This is a genomic window from Paraburkholderia sp. SIMBA_027 (assembly GCF_046535315.1).
In the GTDB taxonomy this organism is placed as follows: Bacteria; Pseudomonadota; Gammaproteobacteria; order Burkholderiales; family Burkholderiaceae; genus Paraburkholderia; species Paraburkholderia tropica.
Map to the genome: position 1 here is coordinate 26,088 of NZ_JAWRWY010000025.1, position 22,167 is coordinate 48,254.

The 22,167-nt window shown below is 61.6% G+C and carries 17 protein-coding genes; 1 reads left to right on the top strand and 16 read right to left on the bottom strand.

Annotation, left to right across the window (positions count from 1 at the left end; genetic code table 11):
* Nucleotides 1–20: 20 nt before the first annotated feature.
* The 8 genes from SB764_RS33915 to SB764_RS33950 all read right to left on the bottom strand — a co-directional run bounded on the left by SB764_RS33915 (nucleotide 21) and on the right by SB764_RS33950 (nucleotide 10,335).
* On the bottom strand, nucleotides 21–1,262 hold the full coding sequence (locus tag SB764_RS33915; RefSeq protein WP_410866082.1) for an aromatic ring-hydroxylating oxygenase subunit alpha: 1,242 nt from the start codon (nucleotides 1,260–1,262) through the stop codon (nucleotides 21–23).
* 50 nt (nucleotides 1,263–1,312) lie between these two features.
* Entirely contained in the window at nucleotides 1,313–2,104 is a 792-nt protein-coding gene (locus SB764_RS33920) for an electron transfer flavoprotein subunit beta/FixA family protein (protein WP_110326721.1), read from the bottom strand.
* Nucleotides 2,101–3,294, bottom strand: a complete 1,194-nt coding sequence (locus SB764_RS33925; protein ID WP_322007211.1) for an electron transfer flavoprotein subunit alpha/FixB family protein — start codon at nucleotides 3,292–3,294, stop codon at nucleotides 2,101–2,103. Before SB764_RS33925 ends, SB764_RS33920 begins: the two co-directional genes overlap by 4 nt.
* 4 nt (nucleotides 3,295–3,298) lie before the next feature.
* A complete protein-coding gene (locus SB764_RS33930) occupies nucleotides 3,299–5,227 on the bottom strand; it encodes a (Fe-S)-binding protein (RefSeq protein WP_183713798.1) in 1,929 nt (642 codons plus the stop codon).
* A gap of 3 nt (nucleotides 5,228–5,230) precedes the next feature.
* Nucleotides 5,231–7,294, bottom strand: a complete 2,064-nt coding sequence (locus SB764_RS33935; protein WP_110326715.1) for an NADH:flavin oxidoreductase — start codon at nucleotides 7,292–7,294, stop codon at nucleotides 5,231–5,233.
* A gap of 77 nt (nucleotides 7,295–7,371) precedes the next feature.
* Nucleotides 7,372–7,905, bottom strand: a complete 534-nt coding sequence (locus SB764_RS33940; protein WP_065059933.1) for a DUF5943 domain-containing protein — start codon at nucleotides 7,903–7,905, stop codon at nucleotides 7,372–7,374.
* A 99-nt stretch (nucleotides 7,906–8,004) separates the two neighbouring features.
* A complete protein-coding gene (locus SB764_RS33945) occupies nucleotides 8,005–8,976 on the bottom strand; it encodes a dipeptidase (RefSeq protein ID WP_110326713.1) in 972 nt (323 codons plus the stop codon).
* Nucleotides 8,977–9,051: 75 nt separating this feature from the next.
* A complete protein-coding gene (locus SB764_RS33950) occupies nucleotides 9,052–10,335 on the bottom strand; it encodes a serine hydroxymethyltransferase (protein ID WP_176080153.1) in 1,284 nt (427 codons plus the stop codon).
* A 542-nt stretch (nucleotides 10,336–10,877) separates the two neighbouring features.
* Here SB764_RS33950 and SB764_RS33955 point away from each other — a divergent pair.
* Complete coding sequence (locus tag SB764_RS33955) at nucleotides 10,878–11,900, top strand: GlxA family transcriptional regulator (protein ID WP_183713804.1); 1,023 nt, start codon at nucleotides 10,878–10,880, stop codon at nucleotides 11,898–11,900.
* A gap of 99 nt (nucleotides 11,901–11,999) precedes the next feature.
* On the opposite strand, the gene fdhA is transcribed toward SB764_RS33955, so the two are convergent.
* From fdhA to SB764_RS33995, 8 genes are all read right to left on the bottom strand, one after another.
* Entirely contained in the window at nucleotides 12,000–13,196 is a 1,197-nt protein-coding gene (gene fdhA / locus SB764_RS33960; RefSeq protein ID WP_110326705.1) for a formaldehyde dehydrogenase, glutathione-independent, read from the bottom strand.
* A gap of 160 nt (nucleotides 13,197–13,356) precedes the next feature.
* Entirely contained in the window at nucleotides 13,357–13,800 is a 444-nt protein-coding gene (locus SB764_RS33965) for a dihydroneopterin aldolase (protein ID WP_065059938.1), read from the bottom strand.
* Nucleotides 13,797–14,432: a sarcosine oxidase subunit gamma gene (locus tag SB764_RS33970; RefSeq protein WP_074982569.1), complete on the bottom strand. Its 636-nt coding sequence runs from the start codon at nucleotides 14,430–14,432 to the stop codon at nucleotides 13,797–13,799. The genes SB764_RS33965 and SB764_RS33970 overlap by 4 nt, the downstream gene beginning before the upstream one ends.
* On the bottom strand, nucleotides 14,422–17,430 hold the full coding sequence (locus SB764_RS33975; RefSeq protein WP_410866083.1) for a sarcosine oxidase subunit alpha family protein: 3,009 nt from the start codon (nucleotides 17,428–17,430) through the stop codon (nucleotides 14,422–14,424). Before SB764_RS33975 ends, SB764_RS33970 begins: the two co-directional genes overlap by 11 nt.
* On the bottom strand, nucleotides 17,427–17,738 hold the full coding sequence (locus SB764_RS33980) for a sarcosine oxidase subunit delta (protein ID WP_065059941.1): 312 nt from the start codon (nucleotides 17,736–17,738) through the stop codon (nucleotides 17,427–17,429). Before SB764_RS33980 ends, SB764_RS33975 begins: the two co-directional genes overlap by 4 nt.
* Before the next feature lie 22 nt (nucleotides 17,739–17,760).
* Complete coding sequence (locus SB764_RS33985) at nucleotides 17,761–19,005, bottom strand: sarcosine oxidase subunit beta family protein (protein WP_065059942.1); 1,245 nt, start codon at nucleotides 19,003–19,005, stop codon at nucleotides 17,761–17,763.
* Between the two features lie 40 nt (nucleotides 19,006–19,045).
* Complete coding sequence (locus SB764_RS33990; protein ID WP_065059943.1) at nucleotides 19,046–20,431, bottom strand: L-serine ammonia-lyase; 1,386 nt, start codon at nucleotides 20,429–20,431, stop codon at nucleotides 19,046–19,048.
* Nucleotides 20,432–20,674: 243 nt separating this feature from the next.
* Nucleotides 20,675–21,817: a porin gene (locus SB764_RS33995; protein ID WP_110326697.1), complete on the bottom strand. Its 1,143-nt coding sequence runs from the start codon at nucleotides 21,815–21,817 to the stop codon at nucleotides 20,675–20,677.
* Nucleotides 21,818–22,167: the final 350 nt, after the last annotated feature.

Consider the following 22,167-nt stretch of genomic DNA (forward strand, 5'->3'; position numbering starts at 1 on the left):
CGCGTCATACGCGTTCTACGTTATGCGCCGATCTTCTCGGCAAGACGGCCGACATACCAGGCCGTGAACTTCTCCACCAGCCCTTCCGTGTACGGCGAATACGGGCCCGGCTCATACGCGCTGCTGGCCGCGCCGCGCTGCGAATATTCCACCAGCGTGCGGTCCTGGTCGTTGGTCGCGTTCCATACCGCCGTGAGATTCGCCACGTCGTAATCGATCCCTTCGCGCGCTTCCTGATGGACGAGCCAGCGCGTACGCACGAGCGTTTCGCCCGCCGACAACGGAATCACCGAAAACGACACGATGTGATCGCTCATGAAGTGATGCCACGAATTCGGCTGCGTCCAGAACGACAGACCGCCCAGATCGGCATTGCGGAATTCGCCGAGCAGTTTCTTCGAGGCCACTTTCGCATCGAGCGTCTGCGATTCACCGCTGCGATCGAGCGGCAGTCGTTGCGTGCGAAATCCCGTGACGTCCAGCAGTTTTTCGATTTCCACCGACGGCAGATTCATTTTCTCCCATTGCTGCGCGCGTTCCGTGCAGGTGCGCTCGAACGCGTCCATGCCTTCGGCGTTTGCCGTCGTGCGCTGGTAGCCGAAGCCGTATTCATAGAGCGAAATCGTGAGTTCGGGATGGTTGGCAACGCAGTGATAACACTCGCGATTGTTTTCCATCACGAGCTTCCAGTTGCCTTTCTCGATGATGTCGACCTGCGCGGCGACTTTGCACGCCGGCAAATCGTGCGGCAACAGATACGGCTCCATGGCGGCGCGCATCATCGCGAAGTCGGCGGGCGGATCGTCGGCGAGACACACGAAGATCAAGCCGGCCAGGTTTTGCACGTGCACCGGCTTCAGGCTGTGCTTGCAACGGTCGAATTGCTCGCCCATATGCTCGGCGAACATCAGTTCGCCGGTGAGGTTGTACGTCCAGCTGTGATACGGGCAAACGATATTGCCCACGGTGCCTTTCTGCTCGTTGCACAAACGCGCGCCGCGATGGCGGCAAACGTTATGAAACGCGCGCACCTGCATGTCGTCGTCGCGCACGATCAGAATCGAATCGCCACCCAGTTCCACGGTCACATAATCGCCCGGCTCCGGCACTTCCGGCTCCACGGCGACCTGAATCCAGTGTTGGCGGAAAATCGCCTCCATATCGAGCGCGAAAATTTCTTCGCTGCGGTAAAACGGTGCTTCGAGGCTATACCCTTCTTCGCGGCGCGCCAGCAGTGCGCGAATGTCTGCCGATACGTTCATCGTGTGCTCCGGATTTTGCATCCCTGGTTCTTGCCGACAGACCGGCAAATTCAGTAATCGATGAGTTGATGCTCGCGCAAATACGCGAGAATCACTTGTGCTTTTTCGACCGAACTCCCTTCAATTACGACGTTGCCGCCGCGGCTTTCGGTCGTGGTGGCGGAAAGCATGCGCGCATGGCCCGAACGCTTTTCGGCGGCGGCGAATTTCACCGGTTTGCGCTCCGCCGGCCCGACACGCCACGCGCCCGATTCGTCAGACTTGAAACGTCCGATCACGGCAGGCTGGATCGTGCCGGCACGCATGCGCGCGTAGGCATAGCGCGGTTGAGCGTTCGCCAGCGGATGCACCGCAATCACGGCGGGCAGCGCGATCTGCACGCGGCGACGCAACCCTTTCGGCAAGAACTGGCGCACGATGGCGCTGCGACTCGCCGCGTCGACGTCGATGTCGACCGCACCGCCGACGATCGGCAACGCCAGCGCCGCCGCCACGCCATACGGCAACATGCCCGAATCGTGCGCGCCTTCCGCGCGCGTGCCGGTCAGCACAAGGTCATAGCCGCGCACGCGTTCGGCGAGCACGCGCGCCGCGTCGTCGTGTTCCGCACAGGCGAGCACTTGCACTTCGCGCGCGCCGAGCGCGAGATAGTCGTTCAAAGCGGGATCGTGCGGATCGCCCGCGTGAATCACGTCGATCAATGCACGATGGCGTTGCGCGAGTTGGCGCCCGAGTTCGAGCGCGAGCGCATCGTTACGGCTATAGCGCGGCGTACCGCTCACCGGATGGCGTCCTGTCGAGACGAGCACCGCGATGCGTTCGATCCGTCCTGGTGCGTTCATGCGGCCACTCCTGCGGGATGACGTTCGCGCGCGACGACGCGCGTTTCAGCGGGCGTCGCGCGACTCGCGCCGCGCGCCGCCTGCACCTGTTCGATCAACGCGGCGATTGTCGCCTGTGCATCGCCCACCACGGTGAGATTCGCGCGTTTGGCAATGGGCGCGCTGCCGTCGAGATTCACGGCGATCACGTGACGGCAATCCTTGATACCCTGCAAATGCTGCACGGCGCCGGAAATGCCGAACGCGATATACACACTGGCCTCCACCGTCTTGCCAGTCGCGCCCACCTGCTTGTCGCGCGTGAAATGACCGTTGTCGACCGCCACACGGCTCGCGCCGATCGCTGCGCCGAACACGCCAGCAAGGCATTCGAACTGAGCGACATCGCTTACACCGTTGCCCGCGGCGACGATAAAGTCCGCCTCTTCCAGCGCGACCTGCGCAGCATCGATCTCTTCGATGCCGAGATCGCGATACGGTTGAGAAAGATCGCTTGCCGGTCGAATGAAATCGCCAGCGAGGCGCTCGCCCGCACCGATAAACGGCAGCTTCGCTTCCACCGCATTGGGCGCCAGCAGCATCACATCCGGCAGGGCGCGCGTCGCGAATGCACGCTTCGCCTGCTCGTAGACCCCCACATGTTTCGCGTCGATTTCCACCACATGCGTGGCCACGCTCGCGCCGGTCGACGCGGCATAACGGCGGCCGAGATCGCCGTCGCCGCTCGCGTTGTCCGGCAGCAGCACGTGACGCGGCGCAAGCGCCGCAGCACACGCCTGCAGCGCGCGCAATTCGCTTTCCGGCGCGAACGTGCGGCGGTCGTAGTCCGTCAATTCGATCAGTTTGTCCACGCCCAGCGCGGCCGCGTCGTCCTTGAGTTCACCGAATACCAGCAGCGCGACTTCGGTTTGCGCATCGGCGAGCAGCGCGGCGGCCGCAATGACCTGGCACGCGTGATCGTCGAGCGCACCTCGCTCCGTATGGGCCGCGGCCAGAATGATTTGATTCGGATGCCTGATCGTTCTTTTGGGTTTGGCGATATCACCGTGCGCACGATGCGCGTCCCACTGACCATCGCCTGTATTGGCACTTCCGGTCTCGCCCAGCGTGATCCGCTTGAGCCCCGTCGCCGTGACAATAAAAGGCCGACGCGGATCGATCCGCTTGATTGCGTTCGTCGTTGCGTTCATCGATTTACTCCAGCGAAGCGGCTACGAGTTCGGCCACGTCAAGCACTTCCGCGCGCGGGCCCACGACGCCTTCGAGCATTGCCGTGCAATTCGGGCATGCCACGGCGACGACGTCCGCCCCCACTGCGCGCGCGTCGGCCATACGGATATCCGGAATGCGCTGCTTGCCCGGAATATCCGTAAGCGGCGCGCCGCCGCCGCCGCCGCAGCATCGTCCGCGCAGACCGTTGCGCTCCATTTCCACGACCTGAATGCCAATGGTCTTGAGCAATTTGCGCGGCGCTTCGATCTCGCCGTTGTAGCGGCCCAGATAACAGGGATCGTGGTACGTCGTGCGTTTCTCGCGCAGCGCTTCGGCTGCCTTCGGTGCGATGCGACCGCTCGCGGCCAGTTCGGCGAGCAAGGTCGTGTGATGCAGGACGTCGTAGCGCGCACCCAACGCGCGATATTCATTGCGCAGGCTGTGCATCACATGCGGATCCGCGGTGACGATGCGCGCGAAACTCAGCGTCGCCAGCGTGCGCATCATCTGCTGCGCCATGTGCTGGAACGTGGCCTCGTCGCCGAGACGACGCGCGACGTCACCCGTATCCGCTTCCTGCGCGCCGAGCACCGCATAATTCACGCCCGCCTTGTTCAGCACTTTCACGAACGCCCGCAGCGTGCGTTGATAACGCATGTCGAACGCGCCTTCGCCCGCCACGAGCAGCACGTCAACGCGCTGGCCCGCTTGCGCGATGGGTGCATTGAGATCGACCGACCAGTCGTAGCGAGCCGCCTTGTCGTAGCCGCCCGCCGTCCCCGTCTCGCGCAGATTCGCCAGCACTTCCGGGCCTTTGCCCGGCACGGTGCCGTGTACGAGCGTCTGATTGCGACGCATATCGACGATGGCATCGACATGCTCGATCAGCATCGGGCACTCCTGCACGCACGCGCGGCAGGTGGTGCACGACCACAGCGTTTGCGCTTCGATCAAGCCGGAGACGATCGGACCATTCGGCGTGCCGCGATGCTGGCCGACGGGAATGCCCGGCGTCGGACTACCTGCATACGCGGCGTCCGTTCCGCCCGCCATGCCCACGACGAGGTCCTGAATCAGCTTCTTCGGATTGAGCGGTTGACCGGCCGCGAAGGCGGGACACGCCGCCTCGCATTTGCCGCATTGCACGCAGGCATCGAAACTCAGCAATTGATTCCAGCGAAATTCCACCGCCTTCGCTACGCCATAGTCCTGTTGCTGCTCGACATCGGCGAGTTTCAGTGCAGTGGGCGGCGTGGCGGTGCCATTGCCAGTCCACGCTTCACGTGTAGCGGCGAAGCGTTCCTGGCGCGGATGAAACGCGAGATGCAGCAAACCCGCCACGGCGTGTTTCATCGGGCCGCCTTTTGCGGCGCCAAACGTCATCGCGAACGCACCCACACCGATCAGTGCCGCACACAGCACCGCGAATCCGCCCGACATCGCGCTCGCGGGCACCAGTGTAAAGAGCGCGATGCCCAGCGCGAACGAACCCAGCAGCCACGGCAGTGCATTCCACGGACCGCGAGAAAGTCGTGCGGGCCGCTGCTTCGCACGACGTCGACGCCACACGAACACCACGCCGATCAGCATGGCGATTGCCGCGAAAAAAATGAGCTTGTCGATCCACGGCGAATAAATAGCCAGCCCATAATTGATGAACACGAGCGCCAGCGCCGCAATCGCGCCGCCTGCCGTCGCCACGTGCGTCTTGGCGATATAAGGATCACGCGCGACCACATGATGCAGATCCACGAAATAACGCTTCGGAATGCTGAACAGCTTGTCGACGCCAGTAGACGAAGGCGCTGCTGCGCGTCCCACTCGCCAGTATGACGCGCGCCTCGCGACTGCGAACGCCAGCCCCGCCATCGACAGCCACAGTAGCGCGGTAATCAGCCAGGTCGGGTTCATGGTTCAGAAGTCCTTCGCGAGGCGCAGCGCGTCGTAAATTGCACCGTGGATGTTGTGCATCGAAATGCAGTCGCCCACGCGGAACAGCAGGAAACGGCCATTGCCCAGCTCTTCGGACAACGAGGGCTGCGGTTCGGCAGCAAACAGTTTGTGCACATCCACCTGGCCGCGATTGAGCGATTCGGGTTTGAGTTTCCAGTACAAAGCGTCATTGGGCGTGCTGCCGTTTTCGATCACCACCTGATCGACCGCGCGCTCTTCCTGCTCTTCCGTATATTCGTTGCGCAGTACGGCGATCTTCTTGCCGTCTTCCTCGTACACGCGGTCGAGCCAGTAATTCGGCGTGTGAATGACGCCTTGCGCGTAAAGTCGGCGATAGAAAATCGGGAATGTCGTGCCGCCCACGTCGTCGGCCACTTTCACGTCCGGCGTCACGATCTCCACCTTCGAGCCCCGGCTCGACATGAAGTCGGCCACGCCCGCGCCCGCATGCGTGCTTACGCCGTCGTAGACGAGCACATTCTGCTTCGGCGCCACGCGGCCCGAAAGAATGTCCCACGAACTCACCGCGAGCCCCGTGTCGACGCCCCACGCAGGCACCTGTTGCGTGAAGGCCGAGCCCCCGGTCGCGAGCACGATGATGTCGGGCCTCTCAGCGAGAATGGTTTTATCATCCGCTTCCACGCCCAGGCGACGATCGACGCCAAGACGCTTCGTTTCCATATCGAACCAGCGTACGATGCCGGCCATCTGCTCGCGCTGCGGCGCTTTCGCGGCAAGCAGAATCTGACCGCCAACGGCGTCGCCCTTTTCGAACAGCACGACGTCGTGACCACGCAAACGCGCTACGCGCGCCGCTTCCAGTCCCGCCGGACCCGCACCCACGACGACCACCTTGCGCTTCGCTCCGCGTGATTTTTCGATCACATGCGGCATGGTCGCTTCACGCGACGTCGCCGCGTTCTGCACACAGAGCACGTCGAGCCCGTTGTACTGGCGGTCGATGCAATAATTCGCGCCCACGCATTGCTTGATTTCGTCTTCCCGGCCGTCGCGAATCTTGATGACCATATGCGGGTCGGCAATCTGCGCGCGCGTCATGCCCACGAGATCGACCATGCCGTTCGCGAGCAGGCGCTCGGCCTGGCCCGCATCGCGAATGCTCTGTGCGTGCATCACGGGCAGATTGACCACCGACTTGATACCCGCGGCGAGATGCACGAACGGCTCAGGCGGCAAGGCCATCGGCGGCATGCAATTCGCGAGCGTGTTGTGCGTATCCGCGCCCGAGCCGATCACGCCGATATAATCGATCAAACCGGTTTCCGCCATGGCCTGCGCGATCTCTTTCAATTGCTCGTGATCGAGACCATCTTCGTGGAATTCGTCGCCACACATGCGCAAGCCCACGCAAAAATCCTTACCGACCGCTTCGCGCACGGCTTCGAGCACTTCCACGCCAAAGCGCAAACGGTTCTTCAGCGAACCGCCCCATTCGTCGGTGCGAAAATTGGTGCGCGGGCTCCAGAATTGATCGATCAAATGCTGATGCGCGGCGGAGATTTCGATGCCGTCCATCCCCGCATCCTTCACGCGCTTTGCAGCCGCCGCAAAGTCCGCGATGATGCGGCGAATTTCCTCCACCTCGATGATCTTCGCATTGCCGCGATGCACCGGTTCGCGCACGCCCGACGGCGTCATCAGATGCGGCCAGTGCTCGCCATGAAACGCCGAACGGCGTCCCATGTGCGTGGCCTGAATCATGATCTTCGCACCGTGACGATGCATCGCCTCGGCCAGACGCGCGAGCGGATCGATAATCTTGTCGGTCGAGAGATTCACCGACTTCCACCATCCTTGCGGGCTGTCGATCGACACCGGACTCGAGCCGCCGCACACCGCGAGGCCCACACCGCCCTTGGCTTTCTCTTCGTAGTAGCGGATATAGCGGTCGCCCGGCAGCCCGCCCGGCTCGGCATAGACCTCGGCATGGGCAGTGCTCACGATGCGGTTGCGCAGCGTAAGCTGATTGAGCGTCAAAGGTTTGAACAAGTGGGGATAGCGCATCGCTGACGGCCTCGGGTATTCGGGTAATTCGTAATGCGGGCTTTTTTTAAGGCTGATGATCCGGTCGCGAGAATGCGTCAGGACGTGATTGGCGAAACCTCGAAGACGCAATGCGCATGACCTTCGGCGGCGCATTGCACCTCCCTGGATTGCGCACGCGGCGCATGCGCGCCGGCACCGGCCGTGTCGTTGACCCAGTCCATCGCACCTGCAAACCAGCCCGCGAACATGTAGCAGAGCTTGCCGTGCTTACCCGGCTGCGCGAGCACGAACGAGGAATGACGCAATTCGATGCGTGCGTGCGCCGTAGCGGGATCGGCTTCGACGATCGTGAAGAGGCCCCAGCCGCGTTGCGAGAGGCGCTTCAGATAATGCTCGAAGACGGCCATGCCGCTCATTCCGTGCTTTTCGGCTTCCTTCGCGCACCAGTGATACGCCGATTTATAGCCCGCCTTATAGAGAATCTCCGCGTAGGTCTCGCGGCCCAGCGCCTCTTCGACTGCCGTGTGATTGTTGGTGAAGAAGTGGCGTGGCACATACAGCATGGGCAGTGCGTCCGTGGTCCAGACGCCGGTATTCGCGTCGACGTCGATCGGCAATTGCGGTTGCATTTCGTGGGGCTCCGGAATAATCGTTTTATCGGTTTGCAGCTTTTAGGGTTCGGAATGGCTAAACGTATTTTTGTTTTCGCGTTACGAGACGTCTGAAAATCACGCGCCCCAGACGTCGCGAAACACTCGCACCCAGTTTTCACCCATGATCTTGCGGATACGCGATTCTTTCCAGCCGGCGCGTTCCATGGCCGCCGTGAGATTCGGAAACTCGCCGATCGTGCGAATGCCTTCCGGATTCACGACCTTGCCGAAATTCGTCAGACGGCGATAACGGCCCTTGTCGTGCGTGAGCCAGTCGAAGAAGTCCACGCTATAACCCTGCGTGAAGTCGGTGCCGATGCCGACCGTATCCTCGCCGATCAGATTCACCACGTAGTCGATCGCTTCGATATAGTCTTCGACGCTCGCGTCGATGCCGCGCTTGAGGAACGGCGCAAACATCGTTACGCCGACAAAGCCGCCCGCGTCGGCGATTTCCTTGAGCTGCGCGTCGCTCTTGTTGCGCGGATGTTCCTTCAGGCCCGAAGGCAGACAGTGCGAATAGCAGACCGGCTTCTTCGAAAATGCGATGGCTTCCGAAGACGTATTGCCGCCCACGTGCGAAAGATCGACCATGATCCCCACGCGATTCATTTCCGTGATCACTTCGCGGCCGAAATCGGAGAGGCCGCCGTCGCGTTCATAACAACCGGTGCCCACGAGATTCTGCGTGTTGTAGCAAAGCTGCACCACGCGCACGCCCATATCGGCGAATGCTTCGATATAGCCGATGTTGTCCTCGAACGCATGCGCGTTCTGGAAGCCGAGAATCACGCCCGTGCGGTTTTCCTTTTTCGCGCGCAGGATATCGTCGGTCGTGCGCACGAGCGTGAGCAATTCGCCGTTGTCGCGAATCTGCTGTTTCATCTGCGCAATATTATCGACGGTCTTCGTAAAGCTCTCCCACACGGACACCGTGCAGTTCGCCGCGGTAATGCCGCCTTTGCGCATGTCTTCGAATACCGAGCGGTCGAACTTGGAAATGTTCAGACCATCGATGATGATGCTGTTTTCGTGCAGATTGCTCATTGCTGACTCCGAAACGGGCGTGGGGTTTGAATGGGTAGGTGTTGCGCGTGAAGCGAATGATGCATACGACGCCGGTTATGCGTGCGTGTAAATCGGGAAGCGCTCGCAGAGCGCGAATATCTCGCGGCGCACGCGCTGCTCCGTGGCGGCATCGCCTTCGGGATGCGTGCGCAGCGCATCGACGACCTCGAGAATCAGCCTGCCGATGTCACGGAATTCCGCCACACCGAATCCGCGCGTCGTTCCCGCCGGCGTCCCCAGACGAATGCCGGAGGTGACCGTGGGCTTTTCGGTATCGAAAGGAATGCCGTTCTTGTTGCAGGTAATGCCCGCGCGCTCGAGCGCCTGTTCGACCTGCGCGCCATTGAGGGCCTTGGGCCGCAAATCGACGAGCAGCAGATGGTTGTCCGTGCCGCCCGTCACCAGATCGACGCCGCCCGCCTTGAGCACCTCGCCGAGTGCGCGCGCATTGGCGAGCACGCTGTCGATATAGGTTTTGAAACTGTCGTGAAGCGCTTCGCCGAACGCCACCGCCTTGCCCGCGATCACGTGCATCAGCGGGCCGCCTTGCAGACCCGGGAACACGGCCGAGTTGATCTTCTTCGCGATCTCCTCGTCGTTCGTGAGCACCACGCCGCCGCGCGGGCCGCGCAGCGTCTTGTGCGTGGTCGACGTCACCACATGCGCATGATCGACCGGATTCTGATGACGGCCGGCGGCGACGATGCCCGCGATATGCGCCATATCGACCATCAGCTTCGCGCCGACGCGATCGGCAATCGCGCGAAAGCGCGCGAAGTCCAGCGCGCGCGAATAGGCGGAAAAGCCCGCGATGATCAGGCTCGGCTTGTGTTGTTGCGCCAGTGCCTCGACCTGGTCGTAATCGATCAGCAAGGTGTCGCGATTCACGCCGTACTGCACGGCGTTGAACCACTTGCCCGAGAGCGCCGGCTTCGCGCCATGCGTGAGGTGGCCGCCTGCGTCGAGCGACATGCCCAGCACGGTGTCGCCCGGCCTGGCAAGCGCAAGCATGACGGCGCCATTGGCCTGCGCGCCCGAATGCGGTTGAACGTTGGCAAAGCCGGCGTTAAAGAGTGTCTTCAGACGATCGATGGCGAGCGCTTCGATTTCGTCTGCAAATTCGCAGCCGCCGTAATAGCGCTTGCCCGAATAGCCTTCGGCATATTTATTCGTCAGCACCGATCCTTGCGCTTCGAGCACCGCGCGCGACACGATGTTTTCCGACGCGATCATTTCAACCTGCGACTGCTGACGTTCGAGTTCTTTCAGAATGCTGCCGCGCACGGCCGAGTCGTGCTGCGCGAGCGTTTGCGAGAAGAAAGATTCAGTGTGCGACATAAGGCGTCCGTGACGAATGGAACAGCATTTCCAGTAACGCGCAAGGCCCGCCCCGCCTGGCTTTGCAGCCGCTGCGCAAGGTTCTGGCCGACGGCTCTATTCTTGTCGTTCGAATTCCCCGCCGATGTATGAATTCAGACGCGTTCTTTTCCTTTTCCGCCATCCGCGTCCATTTTTCACAAGTCAGCGCGCAAGCCATTCAACGCATGGCGTGCGCAAGCGGTCGATGCAAGTGGACTTAAAGTGGATATGTCAAATCGAATATTTCCCGATCCGAAACAAGTTTTCGATGCACCGCGCGTGGGCGACGTGCAGGTGATGGTGCAAGCTGTCCATGTTTGCTCACGCTTTGCCAGTTAAACGGGCAACGCTGCACCAGCTTCGCCGCACGTTCGTGTTTTTTACGCCTGAAGGATTTTTGACGTCGTGGACTTAGGGTTTTGCCGCATGGCACACTGCCCTTGCCCGATTCCAGAATTGCGGTAGCCTGGCCCGGGACCCCGGCCTTCTCAGGCTGCCGACTACAAGGAATGGCCCCCCACATGTTGCCCGACCGCACAGCGTCGTTAGCGCACTTCGCGTTCATGCCGCTGCCCGACTTCACGATGATCGCGTTCACGAACGCCATCGAAGTGCTACGCATGGCTAACTACCTGAGCGGGCAACCCCTCTACCGCTGGTCGATCATCAGCCCGGACGGCGGCCCGGTCGCATCGAGCAACGGCCTGTCCATCGACAGCGGCCCGGCCGAATGCGCGGGCCAGCCCGATATCGTGTTCGTCTGCGGCGGTGTCGACGTGCAGCGCGCGACCACCGCGGCGCATCTTGCCGTATTGCGTCGCTTCGCACGCTCGGGCGTCGTGCTGGGCAGCCTGTGCACCGGCACCTATGCGCTCGCCAAGGCCGGACTGCTGGCCGGCTATGCATGCGCGATTCATTGGGAAAACATGTCGGCGCTGAAGGAGGAATTTCCGTCTACACGCTTTCTCAAAGAGCTATTCGTGATCGACCGCGACCGTGTGACCTGCACGGGCGGCGTCGCGCCGCTCGACATGATGCTCAATCTCATCACCACGCGCGTGGGGACGGCGCGCGTCACGCAGATCGCCGAACAGTTCGTGGTCGAGCACGTTCGCGACACCAGCGCGCAGCAGCGCATGCCGCTCGTGGCGCGACTCGGGTCCGCGAACAAATCGCTTTTCGAAGTCATCTCGCTCATGGAGAACAACATCGAGGAGCCGCTTTCGCGCGAGGAGCTCGCGCGGCTCGCGAACATGTCGCAACGGCAATTGCAGCGACTCTTTCACGAGCATCTGGGCATGACGCCCACGCATTACTATCTGACCTTGCGCCTGCGCCGCGCGCGTGAATTGCTGCTGCAAACCGATATGTCGATCATGCAGATCACGATGGCCTGCGGCTTTCAGTCGGCGTGTCATTTCAGCAAGAGCTATCGCGACGCATTCGGCAGCGCGCCCACCGGCGAGCGTCGCAAGCGCCTCGCGCCGCTTTCGGGCGCGGATACACCGAAGCCCTTATTGCCGATGCTCAGCGCACACGTCTAGCGATGCCATGCGTTCAGGCAACGCAAAGCGGGCGACCGGCTTTAAACCGGTTGCCCGTTTTTTATTGCGCGAGGGCGCAAATAAATCGAATGCTTCCGATCACGCGGCCAGCATGCCGTGCGGATCGATCACAAACTTGCGCGGCGCGCCGCCATCGAATTGCTTATAGCCTTGCGGCGCTTCGTCGAGCGAAATCACCGAGACGTTAACGATTTTCGCAATCGGCAAACGGTCGAACAGAATCGCCTGCATGAGATTGCGGTTGTATTTGAGCACCGGCGTCTGACCGGTATGAAACGTATGCGATTTCGCCCAGCCGAGGCCGAAGCGGATGCTCAGGCTGCCGTGTTGCGCGGCGAGATCGCGCGCGCCCGGATCGTCGGTGACGTAAAGACCGGGAATGCCGATCATGCCTGCGGGCCGCGTGATTTCCATCAGCGAATTGAGCACGGTTGCGGGCGCCTCTTCCGCATGCCCCGATGCGCCGTGACCATGCGCTTCGAAACCCACGCAATCGACCGCGCAATCGACCTCGGGTTTGCCGAGAATCTGCTCGACCTGCTCGCCGAGCGTGGCGTCTTTCGACAGATCGACGACTTCGAATCCCATCGCTTTCGCATGCGCGAGACGTTCCGCGTTCATGTCGCCGACGATCGTGCAGGCCGCGCCCAGCAGCCGCGCCGATGCGGCCGCCGCCATGCCGACCGGTCCCGCGCCCGCGATATAGACCGTCGAACCCGGCTTCACGCCCGCCGTCACGGCGCCGTGATAGCCCGTGGGCAGAATGTCGGAGAGACAGGTGAGATCGCGAATCTTCGACATCGCCTGATCGCGATCGGGGAATTTGAGCAGATTGAAATCGGCATACGGCACGAGCACATATTCGGCCTGACCACCGATCCAGCCGCCCATATCGACATAACCATACGCGCCGCCCGCACGCGACGGATTCACGTTCAGGCACACGCCGGTATTCTGGTCCTTGCACATCGCGCAGCGTCCACACGCGACGTTAAACGGCACGGAAACAAGATCGCCGAGTTTGAGCGTTTCGACATCGTTGCCGATCTCGACCACTTCGCCCGTGATTTCATGGCCGAGCACGAGGCCGACCGGCGCCGTCGTGCGCCCGCGCACCATATGCTGATCCGATCCGCAGATATTCGTGCTGACGACCTTGAGAATCACGCCATGACCGATCTTGCGGCCGCTCGGATCCACCATCTTCGGATAATCGATCTTCTGCACGTCGACCTTGCCCGGGCCCATGTACACGACGCCTCGATTGCCACTCATCGCTTGTCTCCGTTTCGTTGTTGATGAAAAGCGCCGCTGCGTCTTTGCGCACGCGCTGCAACGGCGATGATTCGAGCGTAGCGCCGTGTGCCCTCTTCAAACCATGCAAAACCCGACGCGCGTTTGCACCACGCCGACACTCAACTGCACCACGAAGTGGCTATGCGTGCGCGTGCATCTGCGCTGCCGTTGCGCTCCATTGCAGATAATCCGCACGCGTCCAGTCGAGCGATACGCCCACGCGGCGCGTGCCGGGCCGGATCTTCGGCTTGTGCACGGCCAGCGTGAGCGTCTCGAGCGCGGGCCATTCGCGAAACGACAGCGCCGCCACATCGGCTACCAGCGTTTCGAGCAAACGCGTATGGGATTTGTGCGCGAGAAAGTCCGCGATGCGCGCACACCAACTTTCGTAATCGATCCAGTCGCCTTGCTCTTTCGGCGCGCGGCCATATCCGAGCTGCGCGTCGATCACGAGCGGCTGCGGCTGCCCGTGTTCATGCGGATGAATGCCGATACGCGCCGGCACACTGAGCGCGTCGACGAACACGCTCCAGCCGCGCCCGCATGCAGGCGCATTGTCGAAGGTGCCATCGACGATCTTCATGGCGCGAGCGATGCCGCGGCATCGAGCATGATGCGGCAGAAGTAATCGGCGAAACTGCGTCGCACGACCAGTTCGTAGCGATCCGCCGCAATCGGAATCAACACGATCGAGGCCTTGAAATACAGGCTTTGCGCGCATTGTCCCGGTTTGAACAGCGACGGATGCAGATCGAGCGGACAGCCGCGCGACAGCACGTCGCGCACACGCGTGCCTTCGACTTCGACCACGGTATAGCCACTGCCGACGTCGACGGCCGCCGCGTAGCATTCGCCAATTTCCGGCGCGAGTTTCGCTTCGAGCACACCCGCAGGCACAGGCGCACTCGAACGCACGAGCCATTCGTCGGGGCCGAGCCACAGCACGTCGTAATTGGCGCTGCGCGCAACGGTATTCGGCGCGGCGGGCGGACGGCAACCGACCGTCCGCTCGAATGCCTCGACAAAAGCTGCATCGCTCAATTCGCCGCGCACATTCACCAGATCGCGAAACGGCTGCTCGCGCATCGCGAAGGCCTTCGATCCGCGTGCATCTTGCACCTTCAACAGATCTTCCACGCCGATAAACGGCGACTCCAGATTCACGCTCACGGCACGCTCCGCGAGGGGCATCGGATCTCTCGTTTCATTCCACATGCTGACGCACCCCTTCGATGTCGTAGAAAACCGGGCTGACGATCTTCGCGCCCACGCGCCGCCCATCGGCGAGCGGAATCACCACGCGTTCGCCCATCCTGTCCAAACCGCCTTTAATTACCGCGAGCGCAATCGAGCGATCGAGTATCGGGCTCTGATAACTCGACGTGACATGACCGAGCATGGGCGTCGTGCCGTCGTTTCGAGCGCGCGCGTTTTCGTCGACGATCTGGCTGCCTTCGGTCAGCACGAATTGCGGATCGTCGGTGAGCAGACCGACGAACTGCTTACGCCCTTCTTTTGCCGTATCGGAACGCTTGAGCGAGCGGCGGCCCAGGAAGTCCTTGGTTTGAGAAACCAGACCGCCCATGCCGAGATCGAACGGCGTCACCGAACCATCGGTGTCCTGGCCGACAATGATGTAACCCTTCTCCGCGCGCAGCACGTGCATCGTTTCCGTGCCATAAGGCGTGATGTCGAATTCGGCGCCCGCGGCCATCAACGCTTCCCACACGGCGCGCCCCGCATTCGCCGGCACATTCACTTCATAAGCGAGTTCGCCCGAGAAGCTGATGCGCATGACGCGCGATTTCACGCCCGCGACCGTGCCATTGCGATACGACATGAACGGAAACGCCGCATTCTCGAAGTCGATATCTCCGCAAACCTTTTGCAGCACCTTCCGGCTCTTCGGGCCGACCACCGCGAAGGTCGCCCAGTGATCGGTCACGGAAGCGAGCCGCACCTTCATATCGGGCCATTCCGTTTGTAGCCAGCGTTCGAGCCACGTGAGCACGCGCGCCGCGCCGCCGGTCGTGGTCGTCATCATGTAATGCTGCGGGCCGAGGCGCACCGTCACGCCGTCGTCGAACACCATGCCGTTTTCATCGAGCATGAGGCCATAGCGGCATTTGCCGACTTCGAGTTTGCTCCACGGATTCGTATACACCCAGTTGAGCAGTTTCGCCGCGTCCGGTCCTTGAATATCGATTTTGCCGAGCGTCGACGCGTCGAGTATGCCGACGCCATTACGCACCGCGAGACATTCGCGCTTCACCGCCGCGTGAAGATCTTCGCCGCCCTTCGGGAAATACCACGGGCGTTTCCAGTTGCCCACGTCCTCGAACAACGCGCCGTGCTCGACGTGCCATTCGTGAACGCAGGTCTTGCGCACCGGATCGAGAAAGTCCCCGAGTTCGCGGCCCGCAAAGGTGCCGAACGTCACCGGCGTGTAATTCGGGCGGAACGTCGTCGTGCCGGTTTCCGGAATCGTTTTACCGAGCGCCGCCGCGAGAATCGCCATGCCGTTGATATTGCCGAGCTTGCCCTGATCGGTGCCGAAACCCATCGCCGTATAACGCTTGACGTGTTCGACCGATTCAAATCCTTCGCGCGCGGCCAGCAGAATATCGGCCGCCGAAACGTCATTCTGGAAATCGACGAACTGCTTCGGGCCGCGCGACGCTTCCGTGCGGCTGCCGACGAGCCACAGCGGCTCGAGCGGCGATTCGCTCAATTCCGCCACCTTGGGCACATTCGGACGCGCGAGCTTGAAGCCGAGACTTTGCGCCGCGTCGAGCCCGGCATCGACCGCGAGCGTGAGGCCGCGCGCCAGACTGAATTCGCCAACCGCCGCGCCCACGCTGACTTCGGGCTGCACGCGCTTGCCCGGCATGAAGCACGCTTTCGTATCGTTCCAGAGCGCCTTGCCGCCCGATTGCGCGAACAGATGCAGCACGGGGCTCAAGCCGCCCGACATCGCCACGAGGTCGCACGGAATCGTTGCCTGCTTCGCGCCGGTTTTGCCGTTCGCATACGCGACCACGTCCACGGCATTCACGCGCAGGTTGCCGTGCGCCGTCATGATCGCGGCATTGTTCATCACCTTCACGCCCTGGCGGCGCGCGGCACTTTGCATTGCGCCGCTGCCTTGTGCGCGCGAATCGACGAGCGTCACGTTTGCACCGCACGCCTTGAGATCGAGCGCGCAACGATAGCCCGCGTCGTTATTCGTGAACACCACCGCATTACGGCCCGGAATCACGCCATAGCGATGCAGATAAGTCGATACCGCCGACGCGAGCATGACGCCCGGCAAATCGTTATTGCCGAATACAACCGGACGCTCCTGCGCGCCGGTGGCGAGAATCACGCGCTTCGCACGAATCTTCCACAGCAGTTCGCGCGTGCCGTGACGCGTGGACACCGGCAGATGCTCGGTCAACCGTTGAGCAACGGTCACGAGATTGTGATCCTGATAGCCGAATGCCGTGCTGCGCGAGAGAATCTTCACGTCCGGCATGGCGGACAATTCGGCTTCGATCTTTTCGACCCATTGCAGCGCGGGCTTGCCGTCGATCTCCGCCTTGCAGCCGAGCAGGCTGCCGCCGAGTTCGCGCTGATCGTCGATCAGCATCACGCGCGCGCCGCTCAACGCGGCCGTGTGCGCGGCCGCCAGACCCGTCGGGCCGCCGCCGATCACGAGCACGTCGCAATGCGCGAAACACTTGTCGTAACGATCGCCGTCACGCACTTCAGGCGATTTGCCGAGACCCGCCGCGTCGCGAATCTTTTCTTCGTATTTCGGCCACCATTTACGCGGCCACATAAACGTCTTGTAGTAAAAGCCCGCGGGCAAAAAGCGCGAGAACTTTTGATTGATCGCCATGCGATCGTTTTCGAGGTTCGGCTCGGCGTTGACGCTATTTGCCACCAACCCCTGATACAACTCGATCTCGGTCGAGCGCGCATTCGGCACGGTATGCGCGCCGCGTTCGAGTTGCACGACGGCATTCGGCTCGGCCACGTCGGCCGTCACGATACCGCGCGGGCGATGGTATTTGAAACTGCGCGCCACGAAATGCACGTCGTTCGCGAGCAGCGCGGAAGCGAGCGTGTCGCCCTGATAACCCTGATACGTGCGACCGTTGAACGTGAACGTCAGCGGAATCGCGCGGTTGATGCGCCCGCCGGCGCCGAGGCGGTTCTTCTGGCTCATCGCTGTGCGCTCCCTTTTTCCAGATCTTTTTCGTTGCTCGCGTGATTGCCCGCGCCAAACTTCTCGTAGCTTTGAATCTCGTACGTCACCGTATCGCGCGTCGCCATGAACCAGCGGCGGCAACCTTGCGCATGCAGCCATTGCTCTTTATGCACGCCGCGCGGATTGTGGCGCATGAACAGATAATCGCCCCACTCCTTGTCGCTCAGCGCGTCGGTATCGAGCGGGCGAGCGATTTCCGCTTCGCCGCCGCAGGTGAATTCGATTTCGGCGCGCGGCCCGCACCAGGGGCATTCGATCAGCAGCATGATGTGTCTATCCTGTGTGCGGTTAATGCGCCACGGCGGCAGCGCCGTGTTCGTCGATCAGATGACCGGTGTAGAAACGGTCGAGCGAGAACGGCGCATTCAGCGGATGCGGTTCGTCGTTCGCAATGGTGTGCGCAAAGACCCAGCCCGAACCCGGCGTCGCCTTGAAACCACCCGTGCCCCAACCGCAATTGAAATACAGGCCCTTCACATCGGTCTTGCTGATAATCGGGCAGGCGTCCGGCGAGACGTCGACAATGCCGCCCCACTGGCGATTCATGCGCACACGCGAAAAGACCGGGAACATTTCGACGATCGCCTGCAACGTGCCTTCGATAATATTGAAACTGCCGCGCTGGCCGAATCCGGTGTACTGATCGACGCCTGCGCCAATCACGAGATCGCCCTTGTCGGACTGGCTGATATAGGCGTGCACCGCGTTCGACATGATCACCGTATTGACGACCGGTTTGATCGGCTCCGAAACGAGCGCCTGCAACGGATGGCTTTCCAGCGGCAGGCGCACGCCGGCCATATCGGCGAGCGTGGTGGTATTGCCCGCGGCGACCACGGCCACTTTCTTCGCCTTGATAAAGCCTTTCACCGTATCGACGCCCGTCACGCGGCCGCCGTCGCGGCGAATGCCCGTGACCTGGCAGTTCTGGATAATGTCCACGCCGGCACGGTCCGCGCCGCGCGCGAAGCCCCACGCCACAGCGTCGTGACGCGCCACGCCCGCGCGGCGCTGAATCGACGCGCCCAGCACCGGATAGCGGCTATTCAGATTGATCGTCGGCTCGATTTCCTTGATCTGTTCCGGCGTGAGGAATTCAGCGTCCACGCCGTTGAGCCGGTTCGCATTCACGCGGCGCTCTGTATCGCGCACGTCCTGCAGCGTATGGGCGAGATTCATCACGCCGCGCTGACTGAACATCACGTTGTAGTTGAGATCCTGTGCGAGACCTTCCCACAGCTGCATCGCTTTTTCGTAAAGCGCGGCCGACTCGTCCCACAGATAATTCGAGCGCACGATGGTCGTATTGCGCGCGGTATTACCGCCGCCAATCCAGCCTTTCTCCAGAATGGCGACATTCTTCACGCCGTGTTCTTTGGCGAGGTAATACGCGGTCGCGAGACCATGTCCGCCGCCGCCGACGATCACCACGTCGTACTCCTTTTTCGGCTCGGGACTTCTCCACTGCCGCTCCCAGTTCTCGTGATACGACAACCCGTTGCGGAACAGACTGAATATCGAATAGCGGCTCATCTCGCAGACCCCTTTGCGTGTTTCCGTTTGCGCGTTTCCATTAGCATTCGATGACGTTCACGGCGAGTCCACCGCGTGACGTCTCCTTGTATTTCGTCTTCATGTCGGCGCCCGTTTCGCGCATCGTCTTGATGACGTTGTCGAGCGTGACGTAATGCTGGCCATTGCCCTTGAGCGCCATACGCGCGGCGTTCAGCGCCTTGATCGCGCCCATCGCGTTGCGCTCGATGCAGGGAATCTGCACGAGGCCGCCGACGGGATCGCACGTCATGCCGAGGTTGTGCTCCATGCCGATCTCGGCGGCGTTCTCGACCTGCAAAGGCGTGCCGCCCATTACGGCCGCGAGCGCGGCGGCGGCCATCGAACAGGCGACGCCCACTTCGCCCTGGCACCCCACTTCGGCCCCTGAAATCGAGGCTGTTTCCTTGTAGATGACGCCAATCGCGGCGGCGGTCAGCAGGAAATCCACGATGCCTTTTTCGTTCGCACCCGGCACGAATTTCACGTAGTAATGGAGCACGGCGGGAATCACCCCGGCCGCGCCATTGGTCGGCGCGGTGACGACGCGGCCGCCCGCGGCGTTTTCTTCATTCACCGCCATCGCGTAGAGATTGACCCAGTCGAGCATTGAAAGCGGGTCACGCAACGACTCCTCGGAGCGCGCGCGCAATTGCACGGAAAGATCGGCAGCGCGGCGCTTGACCTGCATCGGACCGGGCAATTGGCCGTGCATCTTGCAGCCGCGCTCCACGCACGCAGCCATCGTGCGCCAGATCGCCATCAAGCCTTCCCGCACCTCGTCCGGCGATCGCGTCGCGCATTCATTGGCGAACGTAATCTCCGCAATGGATAGCCCGCTTTCATTGCAGACGCGCAGCAGATCGTCGCCGGTGCGAAACGGATACGGCACCTCATGCGCCGTGCGCACGCCATTGACGCGATCGCCCTCGCGATTCACGACAAAGCCGCCACCAACCGAGTAATACTCCTTCTCCACCAGCAACTGGCCGTTTTCATCGAAAGCCTGAAAGCGCATGCCGTTGGAATGCAAGGTATTCGCGCCGCCCATCGTGCGACGAAAGAAACCGATGCCTTCTTTTTCGTCGAAACGAATCGACTGCTTGCCGAGCAGCATCAGGGTTTTCTCGCGGCGAATCGCGGCAAGGCGCGGTTCGATCTGATCGGGATCGATCACATCGGGCAGATGCCCTTCGAGACCGAGCAGCACGGCCTTGTCGGTTCCGTGGCCCTTGCCGGTGGCGCCCAGCGAGCCGTACAGCTCGACCTTCACGCGGCGCACGAAGGCCAGCAAATTGGCGTCCTCGATATGGGACACGAAGCGGCAAGCGGCAACCATCGGACCGACGGTATGCGAGCTCGACGGGCCAATCCCAATCTTGAACAGGTCGAAGACGCTGACATTCATCTGACTTCTCCGGCTTGGCGTGGCATGAGTGACGTTGGAATCAGTAGACCAAATTGGCGCCCGGATCAGATAGAACAAAAGCGCCATTGCGCGTGGACGGCCCCGCCAGACGGGGCGTCGGGGCGTCTGGCCGGACGGGTTGACGATGATTCGCGGTCAAAAAGCGCAAGCCGGCATGACGCCGGCCTGGTGCGGAAAATTCGATTTGCTGCACCGCGCAAACTGCGGCGAACGATTAAAGTTTCAGAACGAATGGCGCATACCGATTCGCACATCGGCCTGCGTCGTGGTCGAAGACGGCGTGAAGCTGTAGCCGATCACGGCATCGACGCCTTGCGAAGCCTTCAGCCAGTCGCCGGACAGATAAACTTCGGTGCGTTTCGAGAGCGCGTAATGCAGCCCCGCCGAAAGCTGATTCCAGTGATGGCCGTCGAAGTGCGTGTACTGGTAACCGCCAATCAGCGCGAGCGCGGGCGTGATTTGCCAGTCGGCGCCGCCTTCGGCCACGAGCATGTGTTCGCTTTCGCCAAACGCCTTGATTTGCGTATAGGTGAAATCGCTCATCAGCGTGACGTCGCCAATCACATAACTCGTGCCGATGCCGAATGTGCCTTGTTTATCGACGGGAAACGCGCTGTCCGCGTATAGATCGGTGACCGCGCCCGTGGTGGGATCGACGCTCACGGTCGGGCGGCCGAAGAAGGTATGCACGCCGATCATCGCGTAAGGATCGAAACCGTAAATTCCGGATGGATTATTCAACTGCGTATAAGCCGCGCCCATCGCGAATGCACCGTGCTGATATTGCGCGCCCACGCTCCACGCGCTGCCCGTGTGAAAATCGCCGGGCGTATTGCTGAATGAATACATGCCGCCGAACTGGAAACCGCCATACGTGTTCGACATGAACTTCACCGAGTTCGGCAGATGGTCGCCATTCATGCGGTCGAAGTCGCCCTGATTGATGGCGTAGCCGCTCGCCCACGCGGTAACGTTGAAGAGATAGACCATCTCCTGCGTCATGTCGATTTGATTGCCGAACGTGAGCGTGCCCCAATCGCTCTGCAGACCCACATACGCCGCGCGGCCGAATAGCGAGCCGCCATTCGCGAGCGTGCCATTGCCGAGGTGAAATCCGCTTTCCAGATCGAAAACGGCTTTCATGCCGCCGCCGAGATCTTCCGTGCCTTTGATGCCCCAACGGTTCGCGTACGAAATGCCGTCGTCGAATTTGACTTGATGCGAGCCGCCTGCATTGGTGACGTACGTCACCCCCGCATCGATGATGCCGTACATCGTGACGCTGCTCTGCGCATGACTCGAATTCGATAGTGCGGACAGCGCCAGTGCGATTGCGGTCAGTACCAGTGCGTTTGCTTTTCTCATGGTGTCGGTTTCTCTTGACTCGCGATACGGTTGAAAAGTGCCGCAATTCAGGGCCTGGCAGCGCGCCGGGCAGCAGTGCGGACGGAGCAAACGTAAGCGTCCAAATCGCGCGCAACTTGCGCACACACGACGCGCACTGGCGCTATCGCGACATGCCTGATGCGTGAGTACCCCTGTAAGCAGCGCTCGAATCCATACGCAGCAAGGCTCGCGAGACGATGCGCACGATCCCAACCATCGACAATCCGACGCGCGCTTTTGAAAATGCGCCGCAGCGCGCGCGCAACGTTTTTATTGATTGATCATTCAATAAAAAATAATTAGAGTGGAGTCCTCCCCGTGCGTCCTGA

Excerpts from the sequence above, each read along its gene's own strand:
- SB764_RS33915 (WP_410866082.1), bottom strand. The coding sequence starts at position 1,262 with ATGAACGTATCGGCAGACATTCGCGCACTGCTGGCGCGCCGCGAAGAA.
- SB764_RS33920 (WP_110326721.1), bottom strand. The coding sequence starts at position 2,104 with ATGAACGCACCAGGACGGATCGAACGCATCGCGGTGCTCGTCTCGACA.
- SB764_RS33925 (WP_322007211.1), bottom strand. The coding sequence starts at position 3,294 with ATGAACGCAACGACGAACGCAATCAAGCGGATCGATCCGCGTCGGCCT.
- SB764_RS33930 (WP_183713798.1), bottom strand. The coding sequence starts at position 5,227 with ATGAACCCGACCTGGCTGATTACCGCGCTACTGTGGCTGTCGATGGCG.
- SB764_RS33935 (WP_110326715.1), bottom strand. The coding sequence starts at position 7,294 with ATGCGCTATCCCCACTTGTTCAAACCTTTGACGCTCAATCAGCTTACG.
- SB764_RS33940 (WP_065059933.1), bottom strand. The coding sequence starts at position 7,905 with ATGCAACCGCAATTGCCGATCGACGTCGACGCGAATACCGGCGTCTGG.
- SB764_RS33945 (WP_110326713.1), bottom strand. The coding sequence starts at position 8,976 with ATGAGCAATCTGCACGAAAACAGCATCATCATCGATGGTCTGAACATT.
- SB764_RS33950 (WP_176080153.1), bottom strand. The coding sequence starts at position 10,335 with ATGTCGCACACTGAATCTTTCTTCTCGCAAACGCTCGCGCAGCACGAC.
- SB764_RS33955 (WP_183713804.1), top strand. The coding sequence starts at position 10,878 with ATGTTGCCCGACCGCACAGCGTCGTTAGCGCACTTCGCGTTCATGCCG.
- fdhA (WP_110326705.1), bottom strand. The coding sequence starts at position 13,196 with ATGAGTGGCAATCGAGGCGTCGTGTACATGGGCCCGGGCAAGGTCGAC.
- SB764_RS33965 (WP_065059938.1), bottom strand. The coding sequence starts at position 13,800 with ATGAAGATCGTCGATGGCACCTTCGACAATGCGCCTGCATGCGGGCGC.
- SB764_RS33970 (WP_074982569.1), bottom strand. The coding sequence starts at position 14,432 with ATGTGGAATGAAACGAGAGATCCGATGCCCCTCGCGGAGCGTGCCGTG.
- SB764_RS33975 (WP_410866083.1), bottom strand. The coding sequence starts at position 17,430 with ATGAGCCAGAAGAACCGCCTCGGCGCCGGCGGGCGCATCAACCGCGCG.
- SB764_RS33980 (WP_065059941.1), bottom strand. The coding sequence starts at position 17,738 with ATGCTGCTGATCGAATGCCCCTGGTGCGGGCCGCGCGCCGAAATCGAA.
- SB764_RS33985 (WP_065059942.1), bottom strand. The coding sequence starts at position 19,005 with ATGAGCCGCTATTCGATATTCAGTCTGTTCCGCAACGGGTTGTCGTAT.
- SB764_RS33990 (WP_065059943.1), bottom strand. The coding sequence starts at position 20,431 with ATGAATGTCAGCGTCTTCGACCTGTTCAAGATTGGGATTGGCCCGTCG.
- SB764_RS33995 (WP_110326697.1), bottom strand. The coding sequence starts at position 21,817 with ATGAGAAAAGCAAACGCACTGGTACTGACCGCAATCGCACTGGCGCTG.